Here is a 19,205-nt window from a genome sequence, read left to right as displayed (position 1 = left end):
TTTTTCAGAAGCGAAGACTAATTTTCGTTTTCGCGGCAATTCTTGGGGCTCTAATGACTATTCTTCAACTGATCAATCAACGGGTGCAGGCCGCCCTGGCGGCAGCCGGCGCGCCGGACGCGCCCGCCGTGGTGCAGCCGGCGTCCAAGCCGGAATTCGGCGACTATCAAGCCAACGGCGTGATGGGCGCTGCCAAGCAGCTTAAGACCAACCCGCGCGAACTGGCCCAGAAAGTGGTTGCCGCGCTGGATCTTGCCGGCATCGCCGACAAGGTGGAAATCGCCGGTCCGGGTTTCATCAATATTCATTTAGCCCCTGAATATCTTGCCCGACGAAGCGAAGCCGCCCTGAAAGACGACAAGCTAGGCATCCATCGCGTTGCGCCGCAGCGCGTGATGGTGGAGTACTCCTCGCCCAACCTGGCCAAGGAAATGCACGTCGGCCACCTGCGTTCCAGCATCATCGGCGACGCGCTGGCCCGTGTGATGGAATTTGTCGGCCACGACGTGGTGCGCGCCAATCACGTGGGCGACTGGGGCACCCAGTTCGGCATGCTGACCGCCTACCTGGTGGAAACCAGCCACGCCGGCGACGCCGAGCTGCAGCTGTCCGATCTGGAAACCTTCTATCGCAACGCCAAAGTGCGTTTTGACGAAAGCGAAGATTTCGCCAACCGCGCCCGCGACTACGTGGTCAAGCTGCAAGGCGGCGACCAGGAAGTGCTCAAGCTGTGGGAGCAGTTCGTCGACGTATCGCTGAAGCATTGCGAAGCGGTGTACCAGAAGCTCAACGTCGGCCTCAAGCGCGAGCATGTGCGCGGCGAATCCTCGTACAACGACGATCTGCCGGTCATCGTCGAGGAGTTGCGCGCGGCCAGCCTGCTGACCGAGGACGACGGCGCCCAAGTCGTGTTCCTGGAAGAGTTCCGCACCCAGGAAGACAAGCCCATGGGCGTGATCATCCAGAAAAAGGATGGCGGCTATCTGTACACCACTACCGATCTGGGCGCGGTGCGCTATCGCCATAAAACTCTGAACCTTGACCGCGTGATCTACGTGGTGGACGCGCGCCAGAGCCAGCACTTCGCCCAGATGTTCTCCATCTGCCGCAAGGCCGGTTTCGCGCCGGACAGCATGAAGCTGGAACATGTCGGTTTCGGCGTGATGATGGGCGACGACGGCAAGCCGTTCAAGACCCGCTCCGGCGGCACGGTCAAGCTGATCGAGCTGTTGCAGGAGGCCGAAGAGCGCGCGTTCGCGCTGGTGTCGGAGAAGAATCCGGACCTGCCGGAAGCCGAGCGCCGCGAGATCGCCGCGGCCGTGGGCATCGGCGCGGTCAAGTACGCCGACTTGTCCAAGAACCGGATGAGCGATTACATCTTCAACTGGGACACCATGTTGGCCTTCGAGGGCAATACCGCGCCCTATCTGCAATACGCTTACACCCGAGTGCAAAGCGTATTCCGCAAGGCCGGCGACTACGACGCCAATGCCGCCATCGTCATTACCGAGCCGGCGGAGAAACACCTGGCCGCCGCGTTGGCTCAGTTTGAGGATACCTTGCAGGCGGTGGTGGACGGCTGCTATCCGCACTACTTGTCCCAGTATCTGTACAACATCGCCACGCTGTTCTCGCGTTTCTACGAGGCTTGCCCCATCCTGAAGAGCGAGGGCGACGTCCGCGCCAGCCGTCTGCAGTTGTCGGCGCTGACCGCCAAGACGCTGAAAACCGGTCTGGATCTGTTGGGCATCAAGGTGCTGGATTCGATGTAAACCGGTCTTTCCGGCTCAAGCATGCCGCCCGCGCTTCGCGCCGGCGGCATTTTTCATGGGGGCCGGGGATGGCGGGGGCGTTCAAGGCGCGGCGGGTGCTTTGCCGACCTTGGTTTCTCTGCTTGCGTCCGCCGCCGGATCGGCCTCTTCGACGCCCATTGCTTTGTTCGCCGGCGGCTGGATGGAGGCGCCCAGCATGTCCAGCACCTTGGCCATGCCGGCCGGCATGGCCGTGTCGCCGCGTCCCACCTCAACACGGTATTTCGCGGATAGCGTTTGCTCTTTCATGTTCACATCCTTGGAATGGAGGCGGAGGGCAGTCTACGCCGATTGTGATGTCTTTGTCATGGTATCGGCTGGGGGGGCTTCAAGGTGCTCCGCTCTTTGTGTCCAGCGCAACTTGGTTCCGGCCATTGGCCTTGGCGCGGTAAAGTGCCTGGCCGGCGCGCTTCACCACCGCTTCGGGTTGCGCGCCGGAGGGGCCGAAATTGTCGTTGACGCGCTGGACGTAGGCGGGGGGAGGGACGATAGGGTTATAGATTGGCTGCGTATTGGGGCGCATTGCGAAAAGGGTGGCGCAAACCGACAAAAAACCCCGAAAGCCGTGAGCTATCGGGGTTTTCAAGTTTTCATGACGCGTCATGAAATGGTGTTGTGGTGGAGGCGGCGGGAATCGAACCCGCGTCCGAAAGTCCTCTACAGTGAGTTCTACATACTTAGTCGTGTCATTTGGATTTAACCGCTGCCACGCCGACGGACAGGCTGGACTTTGGCGAGTTACCTATTGTTTCGCACTATGCCAAGTAACCCGACATAGCACTAGCAGATGTAAAGTGACACTACAGGGTTTTGACGCCCCCGGCCCATCTGCGAACCGTTGTAGTGTCTAGCTAGCCCTTAGGCTGCCAGAGCGTAAGTTTCGTCGTTTGCGACTAAATAAACTCAGTGTTTTACGGGGTGACTGAAATCCCGGTATGCCCTCATCTGCTTCGCAACCCTCGTCGAAACCAGGTCGCCCCCAGATAAGAATTCAGATTATATAGACAATGGGCGCGCAAGGCTAGTTCCGCGGCCTTTTTTGTACGAATTCAACCGCTGTCGGGCGGGGAGGAAGGCCAGGTCGGCTAGGGATGATGCCTGTCATATGGCTCTGCTTGAAACAGATTTAGCGTTTCTCTTGCGCAAGCCAATGTCTTAAAGAAAAGGCGAAGTCAGGCTGTCGGAAACCAAGACGGTAGTCTAGATTGATAGTTTTATTGATGAGCAATGGACTGAAACGCTCCGGGTTTCGTTTATCCTGTTTTCATGAGCGGAATGCGCTTTCCAAAAAACTTTAGTGTTTAAGGGTTTTTCCATCAGGGCTGAATGTGGAGAGGCCAATTTCAAATTAATGGCCTTTTTACGCGTGAACATTTGCAACTTCAGTTGGATTGACTATGTTGACTTCATGACTGGCCGCAAATGCGTACTTCTCAGCGAGGAGGAAATATGATGGATAAAGAGGCGCTCAGGCAGGAAGCCATGAGATGGCGAAACTGGTTTAGCAAAGGTCAGCGGCTTTGGAGCTTCGCCCATCATACGGCCATCTTCGGATCGATTCTTTGCAGCGTGGTGGTGGGGGGCTTGCTGCAGGTGCAAGGGCATGATCTCAAAGGTTATTCCACCGTGTTGACTTCAATCGCCGCGGCTTTGTCCAGCTTGGCCGCCGCCGGGGGGTTTGAGCGCAAGTGGAAAAGCAACCGCTTGAGCCGCAGCCGGGTGGATGGCCTGCTGATTGATATTGAGGCAGGCTCGTACAGCATGTCGGAATTGGCTTGTCAGTTGAAGGAAATTATTTCCAAGCATGATCTGGACGTGACTAAAAGAGACAGCATGGAGCCTTTGCTGGTGGAGCATAAAACCAGCAGCACCGTTAAATCCCTGCTTTCCTAAGCGGCGCTCCCGTGAATGAAAAGCGCTGATGGCGGCCTTGGCGCTTTGATTTGAATGTAAAACAGTTCTTGTCGTTTATTCGACGCGGACTGTTTTCTTATTGTCGGGTGAATGTCGACGCGTTTTTGCTTGCTCGCTAGGCATGCTTAGTCGGTATAGCGCTCGGCAATGGCGCGGAAAGTTTCCGTCAGGGCCAGGAAGGCGGCGACGATGTCCGGGTCGAAATGGCTGCCGTAGCCTTCGCGGATGATGGAGACTGCCTGTTCATGGGGGAGGGGTGGCTTGTAGACGCGGCGGGAAATCAAGGCGTCGTAAACATCCGCCACCGCCATTAGCCGGGCGGAGACGGGGATGTCGTCCCCGGCAAGGCCTTGAGGGTAGCCGCTGCCGTCCCATTTCTCCTGATGGCTGTACGCGATTTCCTTGGCGTGGCGCAGAAAACTGCTGGGAGAGTTCAGCAGCCTCTCCGCGGAGGCGATGGTATCGCGCCCCAGCGTGGTGTGGGTTTTCATGATTTCGAACTCTTCCGGCGTCAACTTGCCCGGCTTGAGCAGGATATGGTCCGGAATGCCCACCTTGCCGATATCGTGCAAGGGCGCGGATTTGAACAGTTCTTGAATGGTTTCCTCATCCAGCGCGGCTTGGAAGCGCGGGTGGTTGCGCAATTGCGTGCACAAGGCGAGAACATAGTTTTGCGTCCGGCGCAGATGGTTGCCCGTTTCATGGTCGCGGGTTTCCGCCAGCGAGGCCAGGGCAAGGATGGTGACGTCCTGGACGACTTGCACTTCGTGGGTACGGCGCTCCACCTCTCTTTGCAGGAAAGCGGACTTGTCTTCCAGAAAGTCCGCGGCGGCTTTGAGCCGCAGATGGGTTTTGACCCGGGCCAGCACGATGGGAGGAGAGATGGGTTTGATGATGTAATCCACCGCGCCGGCGTCGAAGCCGGCTTGTTCATTTTCATTTTCGCCCATTGAGGTCAGAAAGATCACCGGTATCCGCGCGGTGCGTGGGTTGGCCTTGACCTGGCGGCAGGTTTCAAAACCGCCGATGCCGGGCATCATGATGTCCAGCAGCAGCAGGTCCGGCAGTGTTTCGGCCTCCAACAGTTCCAGCGCGCGTTCGCCGCTGTTGGCGATTTGGATTCGGTACTGGTCTTTGAGCAAACCGTAAAGCAAAGTGAGGTTTTCCGGCATGTCGTCCACGATCAGAACAGTCTGGCGCGGCGCAGCCGGTGCGGAGTCCGTCATCTTATGTCCTCCGGCAAAGGGATGCGCTGGGCAGCCGCGGCGTGGCGAAGCAAGGTCAGAGCGCTGACGAAGTCGAACTGATTCAGCGCTTTTTCGAAATCGGCGAATTCATTCGGGGCGAGTAGAGTGCGCAGGACCGGCGCCTGTTGCAGGAAGAGTTCCAGGGCGTCGCCGTCGCTCGCGGCCAGCAGGGCCGCCAGCCGCCGCAGCAGCGCCGGACCGGCCGGCGCGTCCGCATTCGGCGCGATGGCGCCGGATAAACGGTCTTCCGCCTCCAGACAGGCGCGAAGCGCCGTCATCACCTGTTCAAGAGCGTTTTCCAGCGGGGCCAGCCGAACGGCGCCGCGCGAGCGCAAATCGCGTTCCACCGCGGTGGCGGCATCCTGAAGTTGCACGCATCCCACATTGCCGCTGACGCCTTTTAGCGTATGCACAGTGCGTTCGGCCTGGACGTAGTCTCCAATTGCCAGCGCTGCGGACAGGCGGGCGGCTGCGTCCGCCTCTTCCGCGACGAATTGGCGCAGCAGATGCAGGTAGAGTTCGCGTTTTCCGGCTACGCGTTTCAAGCCGGCTTGTTGATCCAGGCCGGGGATGTCCGGCAGCGCCAGCGCGGACGAGACGGCGTGACGGAGCTCCGTGCCCGGCGGTATCGGTTTGACCCAGCGCAGCAAGGTCTGGAACATCGCATGCGGGTCAATCGGCTTGGCGATGTAGTCGTCCATGCCGGCGTTCATGCACTCTTCCCGCTCCTCCGACAGCGTGTCTGCCGTCATCGCCAGCACCGGCAAGGAGGAAAAACGCGGGTCGGCCTTGATTTGCCGGGTGGCCGATATGCCGTCCAGCACTGGCATTTGCACATCCATCAGCACCGCGTCGAAGCCCTGCGGGCCCATTGCGGCCAGGCGGGCCAGCGCTTCGCCGCCGTGATTGGCCAAGGTCACCAGCGCGCCCGCGTCGCCCAGCAGCTCTACGGCGATTTGTTGATTCACCAGGTTGTCTTCCACCAACAGCAGGCGCACGCCGTCCAGGCGCGGCAATTCCTCGGTGAGCGCCACTATGCCTTTGTTATGATGGGGCCCGAACATCGCCAGCACCACGTCGTAGAGCGAAGACAGGCTGACGGGTTTGATCAGGACCGCGTCGCAGCCGCTCAGCTCGCCTTGGGCGCGAACGTCGTCGCGGCCAAAGGCGGTGGCCAGGACGATCTTGATGCTGCGGCTGATGCTGCGAATCTGGGAGATGGTTTCCACCCCGTTCATGCCCGGCATCATCCAGTCCACGAAAACCGCGTCGAACGGCCGATCCAGATTGGCCTGAGCGACCGCGGCCACGGCCTCCGGCCCGGAGGCGCAGGTTTGAGCGAAAAAGCCCAAAGACCGCAGTTGGTCGGACAAGATGTCTCGCGCCGACGCGTTGTCGTCCACCACCAGCACGCGCAAGCCCTTGATCTCTCGGGGCAGGCCCTGGCGGCGGGTGTCCACGGCGGAGGACACGCCCAGCCAGACGTTGAACATGAACAGGCTGCCCCAGCCGGGCGCGGATTCCACCCGGATCGAGCCCCCCATCAGTTCCACCAGCCGCTTGGCGATGGTCAGCCCCAGGCCGGTACCGCCAAAGCGGCGCGTGGTGGAGCCGTCTGCCTGGCTGAAAGGCTGAAAAAGCCGCGCAGCTTGTTCCTCGCTCATGCCGATGCCGGTGTCGTGCACGCAAAAACGCAGATGGACCTTGTCGCCCACTTGTTCCAGCCGGCGGATGATGATGGCCACTTGGCCCTTGTCCGTGAACTTGATCGCGTTATTGCTCAAATTGATCAGTACTTGGCTGAGCCGCAAGGCGTCGCCCACCAGGCCTTTGGGCACGTCAGAGCCCACTTCGAACAGCAATTCCAGAGATTTGTCGGTTGCTTTTTGCGCCACCAGCGGGGACACCGCCTCCAATATATCGTCCAGCCAGAACGGTTCGGCTTCCATTTCCAGCTTGCCGGCTTCTACTTTGGAAAAGTCCAGAATGTCGTTGACGATGCCCAGCAGCGAGGTGCCGGCGTTGTGGATTTTGCTGACGTAGTCGCGCTGCTGCCCGGTGAGCTTGGTTTTCAGGGCCAGATAAGACATCCCGATGATGGCGTTCATCGGCGTGCGGATTTCGTGGCTCATATTGGCCAGGAACATCGACTTGGCCTGAGTGGCGTGCTCCGCCTGCTGCTTGGCCACGCGCAATTGCCCTGCGGTGTCCGCCAGGCGCGCGTAGAGCAGGCCGTTTTCCAGCAGCAGAATGATCAGCACAAAGCTGGCGGACAGCAGGCCGTAGCCGCGGCCGGCGTAAAAGCCCAGGTCGAAGCGGCTGGCGTTTAGCATGGCGGACAAGGCGATATCGCACAGCCAGGCCGTCATGACTACCACCAGCCAGACATCAAGCAAGGTGCGCTTCCAGCGCCGCAACAACAGCAGCAAGGCCAGCGCGCTGAAGCCCCAAACGGCGGACACCACGCCAAACATGATGGGCGTGTAACGGCTGCCCTGCATGATGGGGGGGAACCAGGGGTGGCCCAGCGTAGCCAGCGCCGTCAGCGCCACCATCAGCGCCAGCGAGCCGGCGACGCAGCCCAGTACCGCCGGCAGCGGGCTGGCAAAGCGTTTTGGGCCGTCGTCGCGTTGGGCTAGCAGCGCGTAAGCCAGCACCATCAGCGGAAAGCCGCCGTGCCAGAACATATACATCCAGGCCGTGGTTTGCGGGCCGGCCCCCAGCAGGCCGCCCGGCGCGAACACGCCGGGAAAGGTCAGCGCGTGCGCCACCGCCATCAGCGCGGTGAATAGATAGGCCGTGGCCAGGGCCAATAAGGCGCGGGCGTGCAAGATCGCGTATTGGCCGAACAATAGCGCCGCGGTGACCAGATCGCACACCGCCATCGCCGCCTGATACGCGGGAATGAAGGCGGGCACTTTGGGCAGGGGCAATTTGGTGAAAGGCAGCACGCAGAGAAACACCAGTATGGATACCAGAATGGCGGCCAGCGCCATCCGACGCTGCGTCGGGCTGGGCGGCAGAGTGGATAGAAATTCGAATGCGTCGTTGCCGGAGGCGGGCGTTTGCTGCATATGTCGAAGCTCCATCCATCAACGGATTTCGTGTTTATGAAGCAATCATATTTTGCTGTTTTATAGCATATGGACTCGCAAGAAGGGATGGAATGTCCATTACCTGGCTCTGGGCTTTCAAGCGTCGGATAAATCGAAGGAAGTTGCAAAGAGGGACGTGGATGCATCTCCGAGCCGGCTTTGCCGCGAAGCGAGGAGGGCTTGAACGGAGGATGAGGGAGGGCGAGATGGGGAGGTGGCTCATGGCGTTGGTGGCGCCACGCCGGCGTATGCCTTGAGCAGCGCGGCGCGAATGTCGTCCAACCTTTGCTCGCTCTTGTGGACGCCTTTGGTGTTTGCGCGCAGAGCCTCTTGGGCGATCCGCCCACGGTCAGTGCGGCGCAATCAGAGCGGCCGGTTGTCGCCATCACGCCGCTGTCGCCCTGTTCGGCAAGCCGGTTCGTCTGGCCGCGATGCTGGCGATCGCGGCGATCTTGTTTTCAGTGGTGCAACTCAAGCAAGTGAAAGATTGATATGGATTAGTTTTATCTGTTAGCGGCGGGCGTGCTTGAAATCCTGGCAGTGGTGGGTGTCCGGGACATTGCGTTGAAACGCCATGCCAGAGGCTGCGCATTGTATGCGCTGGGCCTGAGCAGCTCCTTATTCCTACTCTATCTGGCGATGAAAACCATGGAAATGTCGATTGTCGATACCGCGTATACCGGGATTGGCGTGGTGGGCACGGTGGTGACCGGCATCTTGTTTTGGGGCGATAAAAAGAGCCACAAGGAGTTTGCCTCTCTGTCGCCGCTGGTCGCATCCATCGTCGCGCTCAAGACCGCCGGCTATCGCACGCTCATGGTTGGGCGCCCGGCGCCAGCCCGCGGTCCAGCCGAGCCAGGATGCGGTAAGCTGCGCTCACTCGTTCGGCCAGCGGATAGGACTTGTTGGCCAATAGCACGATGCCCAGCCGCTTTTCCGGGATATAGGCGGCGTAAGCCGAAAAGCCGTTGGTGGAACCCGTCTTGTTGATGAAGGCCCGCGGTTGCGGCGGCAGCGGCGGATCCAGGCGCTGTGCCGGCATGCCCTGATAGATGTAGGCGGGAGAGTTACCGCTTAGCAGCCGGGGCAAGGCCACCGGATACGGATATTGTTCCCAGATCAGGCTTTGGGTCAATTCTCCGGCGCGGTAGTAGCCGATATGAGTGTCCTCGAGCGCGGCTTGCAGCTTGGGCGCCATGGGCAACAGGCCCATATTGGCGTTGAGGAAGCGGGCCAAGTCTGCCGCGCTGGACTTGACGCCGTAGGCTTCATCCGCCAACACGGCCGGAGTCAGCCGCGCGGGCCGGTCGTTCTTGTCGTAGCCCTGTGCGTAGTCGCGCATTCTCTGGAAAGGGACGTTGACGAAGCTGTTGTCCATGCCCAGCTTGGCGAAGAGTCTGCCTTCCACCGCCGCCGCATAGGGCATGCGCATGCTGGCGGCGGCGATCTGGCCCAGGACCCCGATGCCGATATTGGAATAGATCCGTTGGCTGCCCACTGGCTGTTTGGGACGCCAGCGCCGCATGAATCGCCGCAACTGGCCGGCGTTGTCGACGTTGTCCGGCACGAACAAGGGAAGGCCGGAGGTCTGAGTGCCCAGGTTCAGCAGCGTGACCCGCTCCAGGCCGCCGCCGCTCTGTGCCGGGAGGTGCTGGGTCACGGGATCGGCCAGCGAGAGCCGGCCCTCGGTCTGGGCGTAGCTGGCTAGCGCGGCGGTGAAGGTTTTGCTGAGCGAGCCGATCTCGAACAGCGTGGCGCTCGTCACCGGCCTTTGGTCGGTTTTAGAAGCGACGCCGTAGTTGTAGACCTGGACGCCGCCGTCGACGGCGAGGCCCACCGCCATGCCGGGTATGCCGTTTTTGCGCATCAGCGCCGGGATCTCCGCGTCCACGGCGGCCTGGGGCGAAGGCGCGGCTGCCAGAGCGTGAGCGGATAGTGCGGCGCAGAACAGCGGCAGGATGCGGCGATTGATTAAGGGCATGACGATGCCTCCATCAAGATATGGGAAGAGAAAGAACGGCGCGTCGGACGCGACGGAGGCCGGGCCGCGGTCGCCGCCTCTGCCGTTCCGGCTTGTCTGGGCCAGGGCTTGGAGTCTGTTTACGATCTAGCGAGACAAGGCGTTTTCAACGCGGTATCGCCGACGCGCAGCAGAGATCGTAAACAGGTGGTCAGGAGCGGTTCAGTGCCAGCAGCAATTGATTGACGCCGTCGCTCATGGCCTGGTAGCGCGTCTGTTTGCCGCGGGTCAGCGCCACCCATACCGCCGTCTGCCGTTGAGGATCAATGGCGACATAACTGAAGAAGCCGCCGCCGCCGGCGGTTTTTTGCAGGAAAGGTTGGGCGTTCGGCTGTTCGCGCAGAGCCACCCAGCCCAGACCCAACGCATCGGCCTTGCCGGGCACGTCCATGCCGGTAAGGCTGCGCAGCTCGGCGCGCTGATAGCGCATCTGGAAGGTTTGCTGATACAGGCGTTTGCGTTGCTCGTTCTGCGGCCGCACCAAGTCTTGCAGCCAGCGTTGCATGTCGGCGGCGGTGGAATAGACGCCGCCGCTGCCTATGGCGGCGCTGGTATTGACGCAGGGGCTAGTTTCCACGCCGCGCAGCAGGCGCGCGCACTGGGCGGGGCTGGGGCTGAAGGTGGTGTCGCGCATGGCCAGCGGCCCGGTGACGGTGTCGCGCAGCAAGGTCGGATAGGGCTTGCCGGCAGCGACTGCCAGCGCGTCGGCTAGATAATCGTAAGCCAGGTTGGAGTATTGGGCGCTCTGTCCTGGCGCGAATCGGGTCTTGGTCTTGACCAGCCAGCGCCAGCGCTGTTGCTGATTGGGCCAGACGAATACGGGCGTGTCGCGCGGTTTGACGCCCGGCAACTCGCGGGGCAAGCCGCTGGTGTGGGTGGCCAGGTGCAGCAAGGTGATGGGCTGGCCGCCCAAGGCCTTGGCTGGCCGGGCGCCGGCCGGCGCGAACTTTTGCAACGGGTCGTCCAGTTTGAGCCGCTGATCCAGCACCATGGCCGCCAGTACTTCGCTGGTCATCAGTTTGCTCAGGCTGGCGATGCGGAGCAATGAGTTGGCGTCCGGCGTCTGGCGGCTGCCGGGGCGGGTTTCTCCGTAAAAACGTTGCAGGCTGCCTTGTTTGTCTATCACCACCATTACCATGCCCACCGCCTGGCTGTCTTTGAAGATGCGCTCGGCGTGCTGGTTTAGTTGGGCGATGGGCATGGCGGCCAGGCTCGCGGCCGGCAGGGCGGCCAGGGCCAGGCTGATGAATCCCTTTGTTCTCATTGATCGTGCTTCCCTTGGGTGAGGCTGCGCATCATCGGCGCTGTCGATGGCATGCATTTTATGGGCGGCGGAAGCCGGCGGCATAGCGCGCAATCTGTAACGGCTGTAACCGATTGAGACGGTCTAGTCCAAAAGTACAGGCGTGCCCGGTTTTTGAGGTGCTATTACTGGCTAGTTGAAGTCCCTATCGCCGCCATTATCGGCCCCGCCTCGTCTGCGCCAAGGCGCCCGCCCCTGATTGACGACTTAGTGGCTGTTTGTTCGTCCGCTTCGCCCGTGCCGCTGCACGGAGAGGAGGAGAGACTCATGCTCTATCACATGCAGAGCAAGAGGTAGAACCGCTGGCAAAACCCGCTTGAACGTGCAAGCCCGCGCCCTGAGGCGGTGCGGCGCGTTGTCGTTTGCGCAGGTTTTGCCAGCTGCTGTTGCCGTATGGAGGACGCCGGCTTTGCGCCGGCGTTGGGGCAGCTGACTTACCTTTATGGAGGAAAGTGTCATGCCATCAGTCAATCAGTTTGCTTATGTGCCCAATACCAGCACTTACAAATTCGCCTATGGCGGGTCCATTCCCAATATGGCGATTGCCAATATGCCCAACGATACCAATTGGGCGCGTTGGACCATGCTCAACGACGGTGAGTACTACCGGATGTATTTCTTCAAGGGCAGCAGCGCGGATACCCTGTATCAGGCCGCGTTCAATCCGGCCACGTCCAAGTACGAGTTCGGCTTCCACTCCATCCCGGAGTTGAAGATCACCGGCGCGCCGCCGGACGCGGACGCCAGCAGCGTGTCCATGCTCTACGATGGCAGCACCAGCACGTATCGGCTGTATTTGCGGCGTTTGGGCGCGCCCACGGTGCTGTACCAGTTTGGCTTCAACCGTTCCACCAACCACTATGAGTACGGCTATAACTCCATTCCCACTTTGAACGTCACCGGCGCGCCGGGAGATACGGATTTCCACCGTTGGTCGATGTTGTTCGACGGCAGCACCTATCGCTTGTACGCCTTCAAGGTGGGCAGCGTGGACACCTTCTACCAGTTCGGCTACAACCCGCAGACCCAGGCGTATCAATATGGTCACGACTCCATTCCCATCCTGACCCTGGTGGGCACGCCGGCCAACAGCAATCTGACCAGTATGTCGATGCTGTTCGGGCAGGGCGATTACCGCTTCTATTTCCAGACCTTGTGAGGGGGCGGGCGAGGACGGCGGACGGCCGGGATGGCGGTCCGCCGGGGGCAGCTTGTTCGAAGTCGGTGGATGTTGAACAGGCGTTCAGGCCCGCAGGTCCACGATGGGCGGCGTTTTGCTGGTGATGGGGTCCAGCCGCCATTGTGCTCGCGTCGCCGGTATGAGCGCGACGGCGCAGGCGTCCGCCTGGCCGAGCAAGGCCGTCAGGCGCGAGCGCAAGGCCGCCTCCGCGGGGGCGGGCAGCGGGCCGGCCAGCAGCAGGGTCAGCCGCTCGCGGCCGCTTGGGTCGCGGTCCAGTTGGATCTGGAAGCCGTCTTCCGCGCCGGCCAGCTTCGCGAAGTCGTCCAGTTCGTAAGTGGTTTCATTGAGGCGGAAGGAGCGGCCGTCGCGACCGCGCAATTCCAGCCAGCGTTCACCGTCGCGCTCCACCCAGCGGCCGATGTCGCCCACGCAGTAGCGAAACACCGGAAAGCGCCGCCGCCAGGCGTTGCTGACTGCAATGCGGCCGTAACCGGCGTTGTCCGGCTGCAGGATCTCCACCGCCACCCGCGGCAGCACCCGAAACAGGCCGGGGCGGCGGCTGGCGTCGCTCCAGGCCCAGATGCCGGTTTCCGCGCCGCCGTATAGTGACCAGACCTGACCCGCGCCCAAAGCGGCGCGCAGCCGCGCGAGAGTGGATGCGTGCAGGGTTTCACCGGCGTAGAGCAGTTGCGGAATCTCCAAACGCTCATCCGCGGCCTCCAGGTGGGCGGCGAACAGCGCCAGCCGCGACGGGGTGCCCAATATATGGCTGGGGCGGAACTGCCGCGCCGCGGCCAGGATGTCGGCGTCGGCGGCGTGGGCGCTCATCGGCAGGGTGGTGGCCTGGCAGCGCTCCAGCACATCGTCGACGATGGCGGCGGTGCGGTAGAGGTTGGCGTAGCCAAACAGATTCAGGGCGATGCTGGCGGGGCCGAACACCCCGTCGGCGCGCAGCCGGTCCGCCAGCGCCTGTCGTTGGGCCAGGTTTTCCGCGATATCCACCGGGAAGGTCAGCGCCGCCTGGGTGCTGCCGCCGGAGCGCACCAGATAGAGGCCGGAAGCTTCCCGTTCCGGCGCAAACGACGCCAGCGCGGCTTGCAGAACCGCTTTTTCCAGCGGCTGCGCGGCGTCGGCGCAGTCTACGCCGCGGTAGAGCGTCTGATAGAAGGGATGGGCGCGGGCAAGCTCGAAACACTCTCGCAACAAGGCTTGCTGACGGGCCGGCGCGGAAGGCTGGGTCAGCGGCGCGTTCATGCCGGCAGCCTCGCCGCGTCTGTTTGCGGCAGTCCCAGCTGGATCAGCAACGGGCGATGGCGGGCTAGGAAGGCGCGCCGCTGCGCCGCGTCCGGCAGCGATTCTTGCGCGTAATCCAGCCAGCGCTGCGCCAGCATGCGAGCCAGGCGCAGCTCGTCCGCGTCCTGGCTGCCGGCATAGCGCAGCACGGTGGGCGGGGTGGCCAGCAGCCGCCAATCCCGGCACGGCCGGTGTGACAGGCTGTCCGCCAGAATGCGGAAGCGAATCAGCGGAGCGGACAGCACTCCGGCGCGCCCGCCGTGCGCGACAATCTCCTTCAGCACCCGATACCAGAAATCGATGCCCTCGTTCAAGCGCGCGCCGGCCACGTAGCGCTGCGTCAGCAGCCATTGCCGCCGCGCGGCCACATTGCTGGCCCGGCCCATGAAAAAATCAGGATGGCCGGCGGTGCGCAGCGGGCGCGGAAGCAGGAAAACTTCGTCCTCCAGGGGCTCCCACTCCGCGCGCAGGGCGTCCAGTTGCGGGAAGCGCTCCTCCTGCGGCACGCTGTCATAGCCCAGCACCGCCAGGTCCAGCCGGTGCTCGTTCATTTTTTGCTCCAGCAAGCGCAGGCAGTCCGGGCGGTAGCAGTCGTCCGCGTCCAGAAAGCTCACTAGTTCGCCGCCCGCCAGCGCCAGCCCTGCGTTTCGCGCCGCGCCGGGGCCGCTGTTGCGCGGCAGCCGCAGCAGCACGCTGCGGGTATGGCTTAAATCCTGAGCGTGGTGGCGCAAGGCGTGTTCCGCCGCCTCGGCGCTGTCGTCGGTGCTGGCGTCGTCAACGATGATGATCTCGTGCGGCGCTTTCTCCTGCGCCGCCAGCGAGGCGATGGTTTCACCGATGTAGGCTCGTTTGTTGTACAGCGGAATAATGACGGAATGCCGCATGAAGCCCCCTGTGCAAACCGGTTCAGGCCGCGGCGGCGGCGGAGTACAGCTTGCCGCGGCGTTGGTGCAGATTGATGATCAACTCGTCCGAACCGCGAAACACGCCGGGGCCGTAACTTTCCGCGTCGCGGCATAGCTGCATGCCCACCAGCCGGATGAGCTGTCGGCTTTCCGGGTCCTCGAATTCGCTTTGTTCAATATAGTTTTGAAACATGTACCGCGGCCATTGCTCCCGCACCAGCTTGCGCCAGGCGGCTTCACCGCAGGCGGAGCGCACCAGCGAGCCCAGGCCGCGTCCGCCGCTGCTGGGCTTGGCGATGAAATCGCCGGGAAGCGCCAACAGGGCTTCGGCCTCCTCCTGCGAAGCCGGCGCGAAGGAGGGGATCAGAAAGGGCCGGAGGGCGGCGTAATCATCGGTGTCCAGGCAGTCCCGCATGATGTCCTCCCGATTAAGGACCGCCAGAGAACGCTTGTCGTGCACCAGGATCAGCGTGCGGATGTCGTTGAAATAAGCGCCGCTATCCAGCAACTGATCCAGCGCTTTGTCCGGCAGTAGTGGCAGTTCGCTACGGTCCATTTCCAGAATGCAGCGATCCACTGCGCGGCCGTTCAGCCACAGTTTGCCGTTGCGGACGCTGAGCGCTTCCGGCCGGGCGGACAGAAAGTGAGCGCCGTCGCGCCGCAGCGTTTCTGCCAGCAGAAAAATCTCGGTGCCGGGCTCGCGGGCGTGCACAAGCGCCACCACGCAGCCGGGCGGGTGCCATTGACGCAGCGTTTGCAAGAAGGCGTCGTCTCCCTCAGCCTGGCCCAGCCAGTGGCTGATCATCCATCCGTTCATTGGATAGCGCGCGCCCACCTCGCAGATGCGCGGCAGGCCCCCGCGGTCGTAAATGAAGTCCGGGCGGTAAAATCCCACGCGGTAAGGCCGGCCGTGAGCGTGCAGCAGCAGCGCCTCCATCGCTTTGGGCAACTGATAAAGCGCCCGGATGCGAGGGTCCAGGAAATAGCGGCCGACGATGGCCCGGAACGCGGCGTCCAGCAGCGCGCTCAGACGATGCAGGCTGCTCAGATAGCCGGCGGATACCTCCACGCGGGCGCGCGCCAGCTGCTCCGGGGCGAATAGCGGCGGCGTGCCCGGCGGCCAGGCGGGCGGCGCGGCGGCGGCCTGGTCCGCCAGCCGCAAGAGCGGCGGTTCGGTTCCGCTCACAGCGCTTCCACCGCGACGTCCAGCGCCACCGTTTCCAGCACCGCCGCCTTTTGCTCCAGGTAAGCGCCGACGATGCCGTCCAGACTATAGCGTTCCAAATCCAGCGCCATGGCCCGCGCGTAGTGGCGGATGGCGTTCATGGCGTGAAAGAAGTGGTTTTTCTCGGTGGGGCCGCAGTGCACGCTGATCCAGCCCAGCGTACGAGTGGCGTCGCGCTCGGCGAAGCCCAGGGTTTGAGTCAGCCAGCGGCGGAACAAAGGCAGGATGAACTCCACTTCGCCGTGAGTGTAGATCTCGTGCGTCAGCGTGGTCAGCAGCGCAATGGCCAGGTCCGGCTCGCGCAGCGACTGATGGTCCTTCCAGCTCTTGAAGGCCTTGGCGCTGGGGTGGAGGTAGGCATGGGACAGCCACTGGTCATCTCCGACAATGCCCGTGGCCATGTTGTAGTACATCTGGGCGTGCAGAATCTTGTGCGTGACCGCCAGATCCTCGTCCACGATGCGGTTCAAGCAGACCATGGCGGCCAATAAAGCTTCGCGGTCCGCCACCGGCCGGCCGGTGTGAATGAGCAAGGTCATGCGGTTGCTGATGCCGGCCACCGTCATCGCGCTATTGTTGGTCTGGCTCCAGCTTTGAAAAAAGCGGCGCAAGGTCTCAGGACTTTGCCGCTGGGCGGTCAGGCGCGCAAAGCCGGCTTCGATTGCTTCAAAGTGGCGGCCGTGCCGTTCAAAGGCTTCCAGCAGCTCGCGTTTGAGGTGGGAGGCGGGCAAATCCCGCAGGACTGGCATGATGATATGGCTGAGATGATTCATGAGCAGGACCCCTTGCTGGCATTGAGTGCGCGCCGCGGCGGGCCGGACGGGAAGGCCGCTGGCCCGTTCCTTTTTCGGTCGGACAGACATCAATATGGTTTAAGGATCAGACTGCCGATATAGGTACTACCACGATATTGAAAATCCGCATGAATGATCTAATGGCGCTTGCCGCACCGTATATTGATTTGGCATTATTTGTCTTTTCCGGCAAGCGAGGCAGCGGAAATGCAAGCTCAAGTGATGACCGTCAAACAGGCAAGGTGGATTGAATGCCGTGCCGGCGTGGAAAGCCTGGATCAGGCGCTGGAACTGGTGGCGCTATGCGCGGAGCACGACGCGCCGTGCGTGCTGCTGGCGGAAGAAGCCTTGCCGCCGGCCTTTTTTGACTTGAGCAGCCGTTTTGCCGGGGAGTTCATCCAGAAGCTGGTCAACTACCGCCTCGCCGTGGCCGGCATGTTCGCAGACAGCGCCGCTTATGGGGAGAGATTTGGCGAGTACCTGAACGAAGCGCGCCAGGGCCGGCAGTTTCGCGTGTTTGACGGTAGGGAGGCTGCTCTGGCCTGGTTGGCGGCGCAGCATTGAGGGCGAAGCTGTAGGAAAAGCGGCGGTTCCGGGGGGGAGGCTGGCGTTGGGGAAGGGGCGCGGATGAGGGCAGCGGCCCCTGAGCGGGGCTGCCGGCTTTCAACCTGTTCACGATCCGCTGCGCTGCGGCGGGGCCGTCAGCATGACCTGTCGTTGCATGGAAACTGTTCTTGAGAACCATGTGGATAGGCGTGATCGGAACCAGAAGCTGGCCGGGTGCGGTGCTTTGTGTGGGGCGGATTACCGCTTGAGTTGACAATCGGGCGCCGTCAAAACGGGAAACTGTCATCTATCCAGTTCGCAGGCGAGGCCGGTGCCGGCGAAACCGCCGTACAGCTTCATTTGGTCCGGCTGCTTGCGGGTGATGAAGAAGCTGTCCGGCAGTGGCAAACCGGTGTTGCCGCGCGGCCAGGTCAGGAGCCCGCGCTCATCCATATAACCCTGAAAGCGCTGTTCGCCGCGAATCAACTCCACCGTCTGGCTCTGGCGGCTGAAGTGAAAGCGGGTGGCATCTGCGCAGTGGTAGCTGGCCTGCATCGCCTGCGGCTTGCAGCCGGCCGTCAGAGCCAGAGCCAAGCTGGCGAAGAGGAAACGGGCGGGGAGGGTCATGGGCGGCGAGTGGGCTTAGGACGGAAGGCCGCCAATATAGCAAGAGCGGCCGGCGACGGCTAGCCGCGCTCCCGGCGAGACTGGTCTATTCGCGAGGGAACGGTTAACATGCCGATCGATTTTTTGGCCGTCGCTCCAATGGCGGCCGCAAGGAGACAAGCATGTTTTCGCGAAAGGTGATGCTGGCGGTTTTGGGCGCGCTGACGCCGTTTGCCGCAATGGCGGCGGATATTTATATCGGCATGTTGAGCATGAACGAGGGGGCCATGCGCTTGACTCGCTGCAGCATCGGCAAGCCTGTCTATCTGCTGCTGAGCCGGGAAGGCCGGCCGTTGACGGAATGGCCGGGCGTGTCGCCGCAGGCGCTGGACGACAGGGCCAGAACCTCGGCCCGGATCTTGGGCGAGTTTGAGGAACGGGACGGCAAGCCGGCCTTGAGGGTGGAGGAAATCGAGGCGATCCGTTCTGGCGAGTCCTGCCATCTGGACGATTGGTTGGACCAGTAAGCCGCGCCAGAGGCGGAGCCGCGGTGATGTTGAGCAAAGGCAAGGCGGCGCTGTCGCTGTTTGCCTTGCTGAGCACGGGCTGATCGTAGAATGCGGGCTTTCCGCATCGGGGCTCGGTCTGGGGCGCGCTTCAGAACAGGGGGGATGGTTTGCAAGACGATAATGAGCGGGACCAAGGCCGGGAGGCCGCCGGCGCGCGTTTGCTGGTGCGCCCGGCGGTGGATGTGAGCACCTTGCTGCCGGGTTTGTTGCTGAAGAACAGCCCGCTGTTATTGATGGGTTTTTTTCTGTTGTTCATCGCCAGTGGCGAAAGCGACGGCAGGGAGACTCCCGGTTATGTGATGGCCGCCGGCATCTTGTTGTTGGTGGGCTGGCGGGCGGTGGCCGAGGCCTGGCATTCGATGCCGGTGGAGCAGGTGGACGGGGTGATGCTATTGGGCGACGAGTGGGTATTGACCCGGCAGGCGCCCAGCGCGGTGGTGGTGCGTCATTTGTGGAAAGCGCACTGGATGACGTTATTGCGCTGCGGCTCCAAGGATATCCCGGTGCGCTACCACCGGCTGGCTGCGGCGGACAAGCAACATGCGTTGGAACTGGCCCGCCGCTTCGGCGTCAAGGTGTGGACCAAGAGCGCGTGGGAAAAGCCCAAGCGGGTGTATTGGCGTTGAGAGCCTGTTCTCCATCCGCTCGCCCAGAGAGGGAGAGGCGCTGATCAAGGCCGGCGAGGCCTTGCCTTGCA

The 19,205-nt window shown here is 62.3% G+C and carries 16 protein-coding genes, 1 other RNA gene and 1 pseudogene; 7 read left to right on the top strand and 11 right to left on the bottom strand.

The window, feature by feature from the left end; genetic code table 11:
• Window positions 1-53: 53 nt before the first annotated feature.
• Complete coding sequence (argS, locus tag DXT74_RS16480; RefSeq protein WP_114152242.1) at window positions 54-1,772, top strand: arginine--tRNA ligase; 1,719 nt, start codon at window positions 54-56, stop codon at window positions 1,770-1,772.
• Between the two features lie 81 nt (window positions 1,773-1,853).
• On the opposite strand, the gene DXT74_RS16475 is transcribed toward argS, so the two are convergent.
• Together DXT74_RS16475 and ssrA are read right to left on the bottom strand one after the other, a co-directional pair.
• Window positions 1,854-2,060 (bottom strand): hypothetical protein, encoded by a 207-nt coding sequence (locus DXT74_RS16475; RefSeq protein ID WP_194426504.1) that lies wholly within the window; start codon window positions 2,058-2,060, stop codon window positions 1,854-1,856.
• A 367-nt stretch (window positions 2,061-2,427) separates the two neighbouring features.
• Window positions 2,428-2,792: a transfer-messenger RNA gene (gene ssrA / locus DXT74_RS16470) on the bottom strand.
• A 468-nt stretch (window positions 2,793-3,260) separates the two neighbouring features.
• Between ssrA and DXT74_RS16465 the strand changes: the two genes are divergently transcribed.
• The gene (locus DXT74_RS16465) at window positions 3,261-3,704 is read left to right on the top strand and encodes a hypothetical protein (RefSeq protein WP_146176120.1); all 444 of its coding nucleotides are present in this window, start codon (window positions 3,261-3,263) and stop codon (window positions 3,702-3,704) included.
• A 146-nt stretch (window positions 3,705-3,850) separates the two neighbouring features.
• On the opposite strand, the gene DXT74_RS16460 is transcribed toward DXT74_RS16465, so the two are convergent.
• Window positions 3,851-4,951 (bottom strand): two-component system response regulator, encoded by a 1,101-nt coding sequence (locus tag DXT74_RS16460; protein ID WP_194426503.1) that lies wholly within the window; start codon window positions 4,949-4,951, stop codon window positions 3,851-3,853.
• Window positions 4,948-8,046 carry a response regulator gene (locus DXT74_RS16455; protein ID WP_194426502.1) on the bottom strand — a complete coding sequence of 1,033 codons (3,099 nt, stop codon included), beginning with the start codon at window positions 8,044-8,046 and terminating at the stop codon, window positions 4,948-4,950. Before DXT74_RS16455 ends, DXT74_RS16460 begins: the two co-directional genes overlap by 4 nt.
• A 528-nt stretch (window positions 8,047-8,574) precedes the next feature.
• On the opposite strand from DXT74_RS16455, the pseudogene DXT74_RS23225 reads away from it, so the two are divergent.
• Window positions 8,575-8,817 (top strand): annotated as a pseudogene (locus tag DXT74_RS23225) (SMR family transporter); the annotation flags it as partial.
• Window positions 8,818-8,881: 64 nt separating this feature from the next.
• On the opposite strand, the gene ampC reads toward DXT74_RS23225, so the two are convergent.
• Together ampC and ampH are read right to left on the bottom strand one after the other, a co-directional pair.
• Window positions 8,882-10,048 (bottom strand): class C beta-lactamase, encoded by a 1,167-nt coding sequence (ampC, locus tag DXT74_RS16450; RefSeq protein ID WP_194426501.1) that lies wholly within the window; start codon window positions 10,046-10,048, stop codon window positions 8,882-8,884.
• Window positions 10,049-10,238: 190 nt separating this feature from the next.
• Window positions 10,239-11,351, bottom strand: coding sequence for a D-alanyl-D-alanine-carboxypeptidase/endopeptidase AmpH (gene ampH / locus DXT74_RS16445; protein WP_043631220.1), 1,113 nt, complete (start codon window positions 11,349-11,351; stop codon window positions 10,239-10,241).
• Window positions 11,352-11,847: 496 nt separating this feature from the next.
• Here ampH and DXT74_RS16440 point away from each other — a divergent pair, with 496 nt between their 5' ends.
• Window positions 11,848-12,549 (top strand): hypothetical protein, encoded by a 702-nt coding sequence (locus tag DXT74_RS16440; protein ID WP_043631225.1) that lies wholly within the window; start codon window positions 11,848-11,850, stop codon window positions 12,547-12,549.
• A gap of 84 nt (window positions 12,550-12,633) precedes the next feature.
• Here the strand turns inward: DXT74_RS16440 and DXT74_RS16435 are convergent, their stop codons facing one another.
• From DXT74_RS16435 to DXT74_RS16420, 4 genes are read right to left on the bottom strand one after another with little or no spacing between them, the layout of a single operon-like run.
• The gene (locus DXT74_RS16435; protein WP_194426500.1) at window positions 12,634-13,824 is read right to left on the bottom strand and encodes an AMP-binding protein; all 1,191 of its coding nucleotides are present in this window, start codon (window positions 13,822-13,824) and stop codon (window positions 12,634-12,636) included.
• Window positions 13,821-14,747, bottom strand: a complete 927-nt coding sequence (locus DXT74_RS16430; protein WP_194426499.1) for a glycosyltransferase family 2 protein — start codon at window positions 14,745-14,747, stop codon at window positions 13,821-13,823. Before DXT74_RS16430 ends, DXT74_RS16435 begins: the two co-directional genes overlap by 4 nt.
• A 22-nt stretch (window positions 14,748-14,769) precedes the next feature.
• Window positions 14,770-15,954 (bottom strand): hypothetical protein, encoded by a 1,185-nt coding sequence (locus tag DXT74_RS16425; protein WP_114152249.1) that lies wholly within the window; start codon window positions 15,952-15,954, stop codon window positions 14,770-14,772.
• The gene (locus tag DXT74_RS16420) at window positions 15,951-16,766 is read right to left on the bottom strand and encodes a hypothetical protein (RefSeq protein ID WP_194426498.1); all 816 of its coding nucleotides are present in this window, start codon (window positions 16,764-16,766) and stop codon (window positions 15,951-15,953) included. The genes DXT74_RS16425 and DXT74_RS16420 overlap by 4 nt, the downstream gene beginning before the upstream one ends.
• Window positions 16,767-16,994: 228 nt before the next feature.
• Here DXT74_RS16420 and DXT74_RS16415 point away from each other — a divergent pair, with 228 nt between their 5' ends.
• On the top strand, window positions 16,995-17,351 hold the full coding sequence (locus tag DXT74_RS16415) for a DUF4180 domain-containing protein (RefSeq protein ID WP_194426497.1): 357 nt from the start codon (window positions 16,995-16,997) through the stop codon (window positions 17,349-17,351).
• 285 nt (window positions 17,352-17,636) lie between these two features.
• Here the strand turns inward: DXT74_RS16415 and DXT74_RS16410 are convergent, their stop codons facing one another.
• Window positions 17,637-17,960, bottom strand: coding sequence for a hypothetical protein (locus DXT74_RS16410; protein WP_194426496.1), 324 nt, complete (start codon window positions 17,958-17,960; stop codon window positions 17,637-17,639).
• Between the two features lie 161 nt (window positions 17,961-18,121).
• Here DXT74_RS16410 and DXT74_RS16405 point away from each other — a divergent pair, with 161 nt between their 5' ends.
• Together DXT74_RS16405 and DXT74_RS16400 are read left to right on the top strand one after the other, a co-directional pair.
• On the top strand, window positions 18,122-18,466 hold the full coding sequence (locus DXT74_RS16405; protein WP_043631256.1) for a hypothetical protein: 345 nt from the start codon (window positions 18,122-18,124) through the stop codon (window positions 18,464-18,466).
• Between the two features lie 149 nt (window positions 18,467-18,615).
• Window positions 18,616-19,134: a hypothetical protein gene (locus DXT74_RS16400; protein WP_081556755.1), complete on the top strand. Its 519-nt coding sequence runs from the start codon at window positions 18,616-18,618 to the stop codon at window positions 19,132-19,134.
• Window positions 19,135-19,205: the final 71 nt, after the last annotated feature.

The sequence above is a fragment of the Chromobacterium sp. Rain0013 genome (genome assembly GCF_015291765.1).
Lineage (GTDB): Bacteria > Pseudomonadota > Gammaproteobacteria > Burkholderiales > Chromobacteriaceae > Chromobacterium > Chromobacterium haemolyticum.
The sequence above is the reverse complement of the archived record's forward strand: the minus strand, read 5'-3'. Positions and strand labels throughout refer to the sequence as shown.

Coding starts and splice junctions, on each gene's coding strand:
- DXT74_RS16405 (WP_043631256.1), top strand. CDS start 18,122: ATGTTTTCGCGAAAGGTGATGCTGGCGGTTTTGGGCGCGCTGACGCCG.
- DXT74_RS16415 (WP_194426497.1), top strand. CDS start 16,995: ATGCAAGCTCAAGTGATGACCGTCAAACAGGCAAGGTGGATTGAATGC.
- DXT74_RS16430 (WP_194426499.1), bottom strand. CDS start 14,747: ATGCGGCATTCCGTCATTATTCCGCTGTACAACAAACGAGCCTACATC.
- DXT74_RS16475 (WP_194426504.1), bottom strand. CDS start 2,060: ATGAAAGAGCAAACGCTATCCGCGAAATACCGTGTTGAGGTGGGACGC.
- ampH (WP_043631220.1), bottom strand. CDS start 11,351: ATGAGAACAAAGGGATTCATCAGCCTGGCCCTGGCCGCCCTGCCGGCC.
- DXT74_RS16440 (WP_043631225.1), top strand. CDS start 11,848: ATGCCATCAGTCAATCAGTTTGCTTATGTGCCCAATACCAGCACTTAC.
- ampC (WP_194426501.1), bottom strand. CDS start 10,048: ATGCCCTTAATCAATCGCCGCATCCTGCCGCTGTTCTGCGCCGCACTA.
- DXT74_RS16410 (WP_194426496.1), bottom strand. CDS start 17,960: ATGACCCTCCCCGCCCGTTTCCTCTTCGCCAGCTTGGCTCTGGCTCTG.
- DXT74_RS16455 (WP_194426502.1), bottom strand. CDS start 8,046: ATGCAGCAAACGCCCGCCTCCGGCAACGACGCATTCGAATTTCTATCC.
- DXT74_RS16465 (WP_146176120.1), top strand. CDS start 3,261: ATGATGGATAAAGAGGCGCTCAGGCAGGAAGCCATGAGATGGCGAAAC.
- DXT74_RS16435 (WP_194426500.1), bottom strand. CDS start 13,824: ATGAACGCGCCGCTGACCCAGCCTTCCGCGCCGGCCCGTCAGCAAGCC.
- DXT74_RS16460 (WP_194426503.1), bottom strand. CDS start 4,951: ATGACGGACTCCGCACCGGCTGCGCCGCGCCAGACTGTTCTGATCGTG.
- argS (WP_114152242.1), top strand. CDS start 54: ATGACTATTCTTCAACTGATCAATCAACGGGTGCAGGCCGCCCTGGCG.
- DXT74_RS16420 (WP_194426498.1), bottom strand. CDS start 16,766: ATGAATCATCTCAGCCATATCATCATGCCAGTCCTGCGGGATTTGCCC.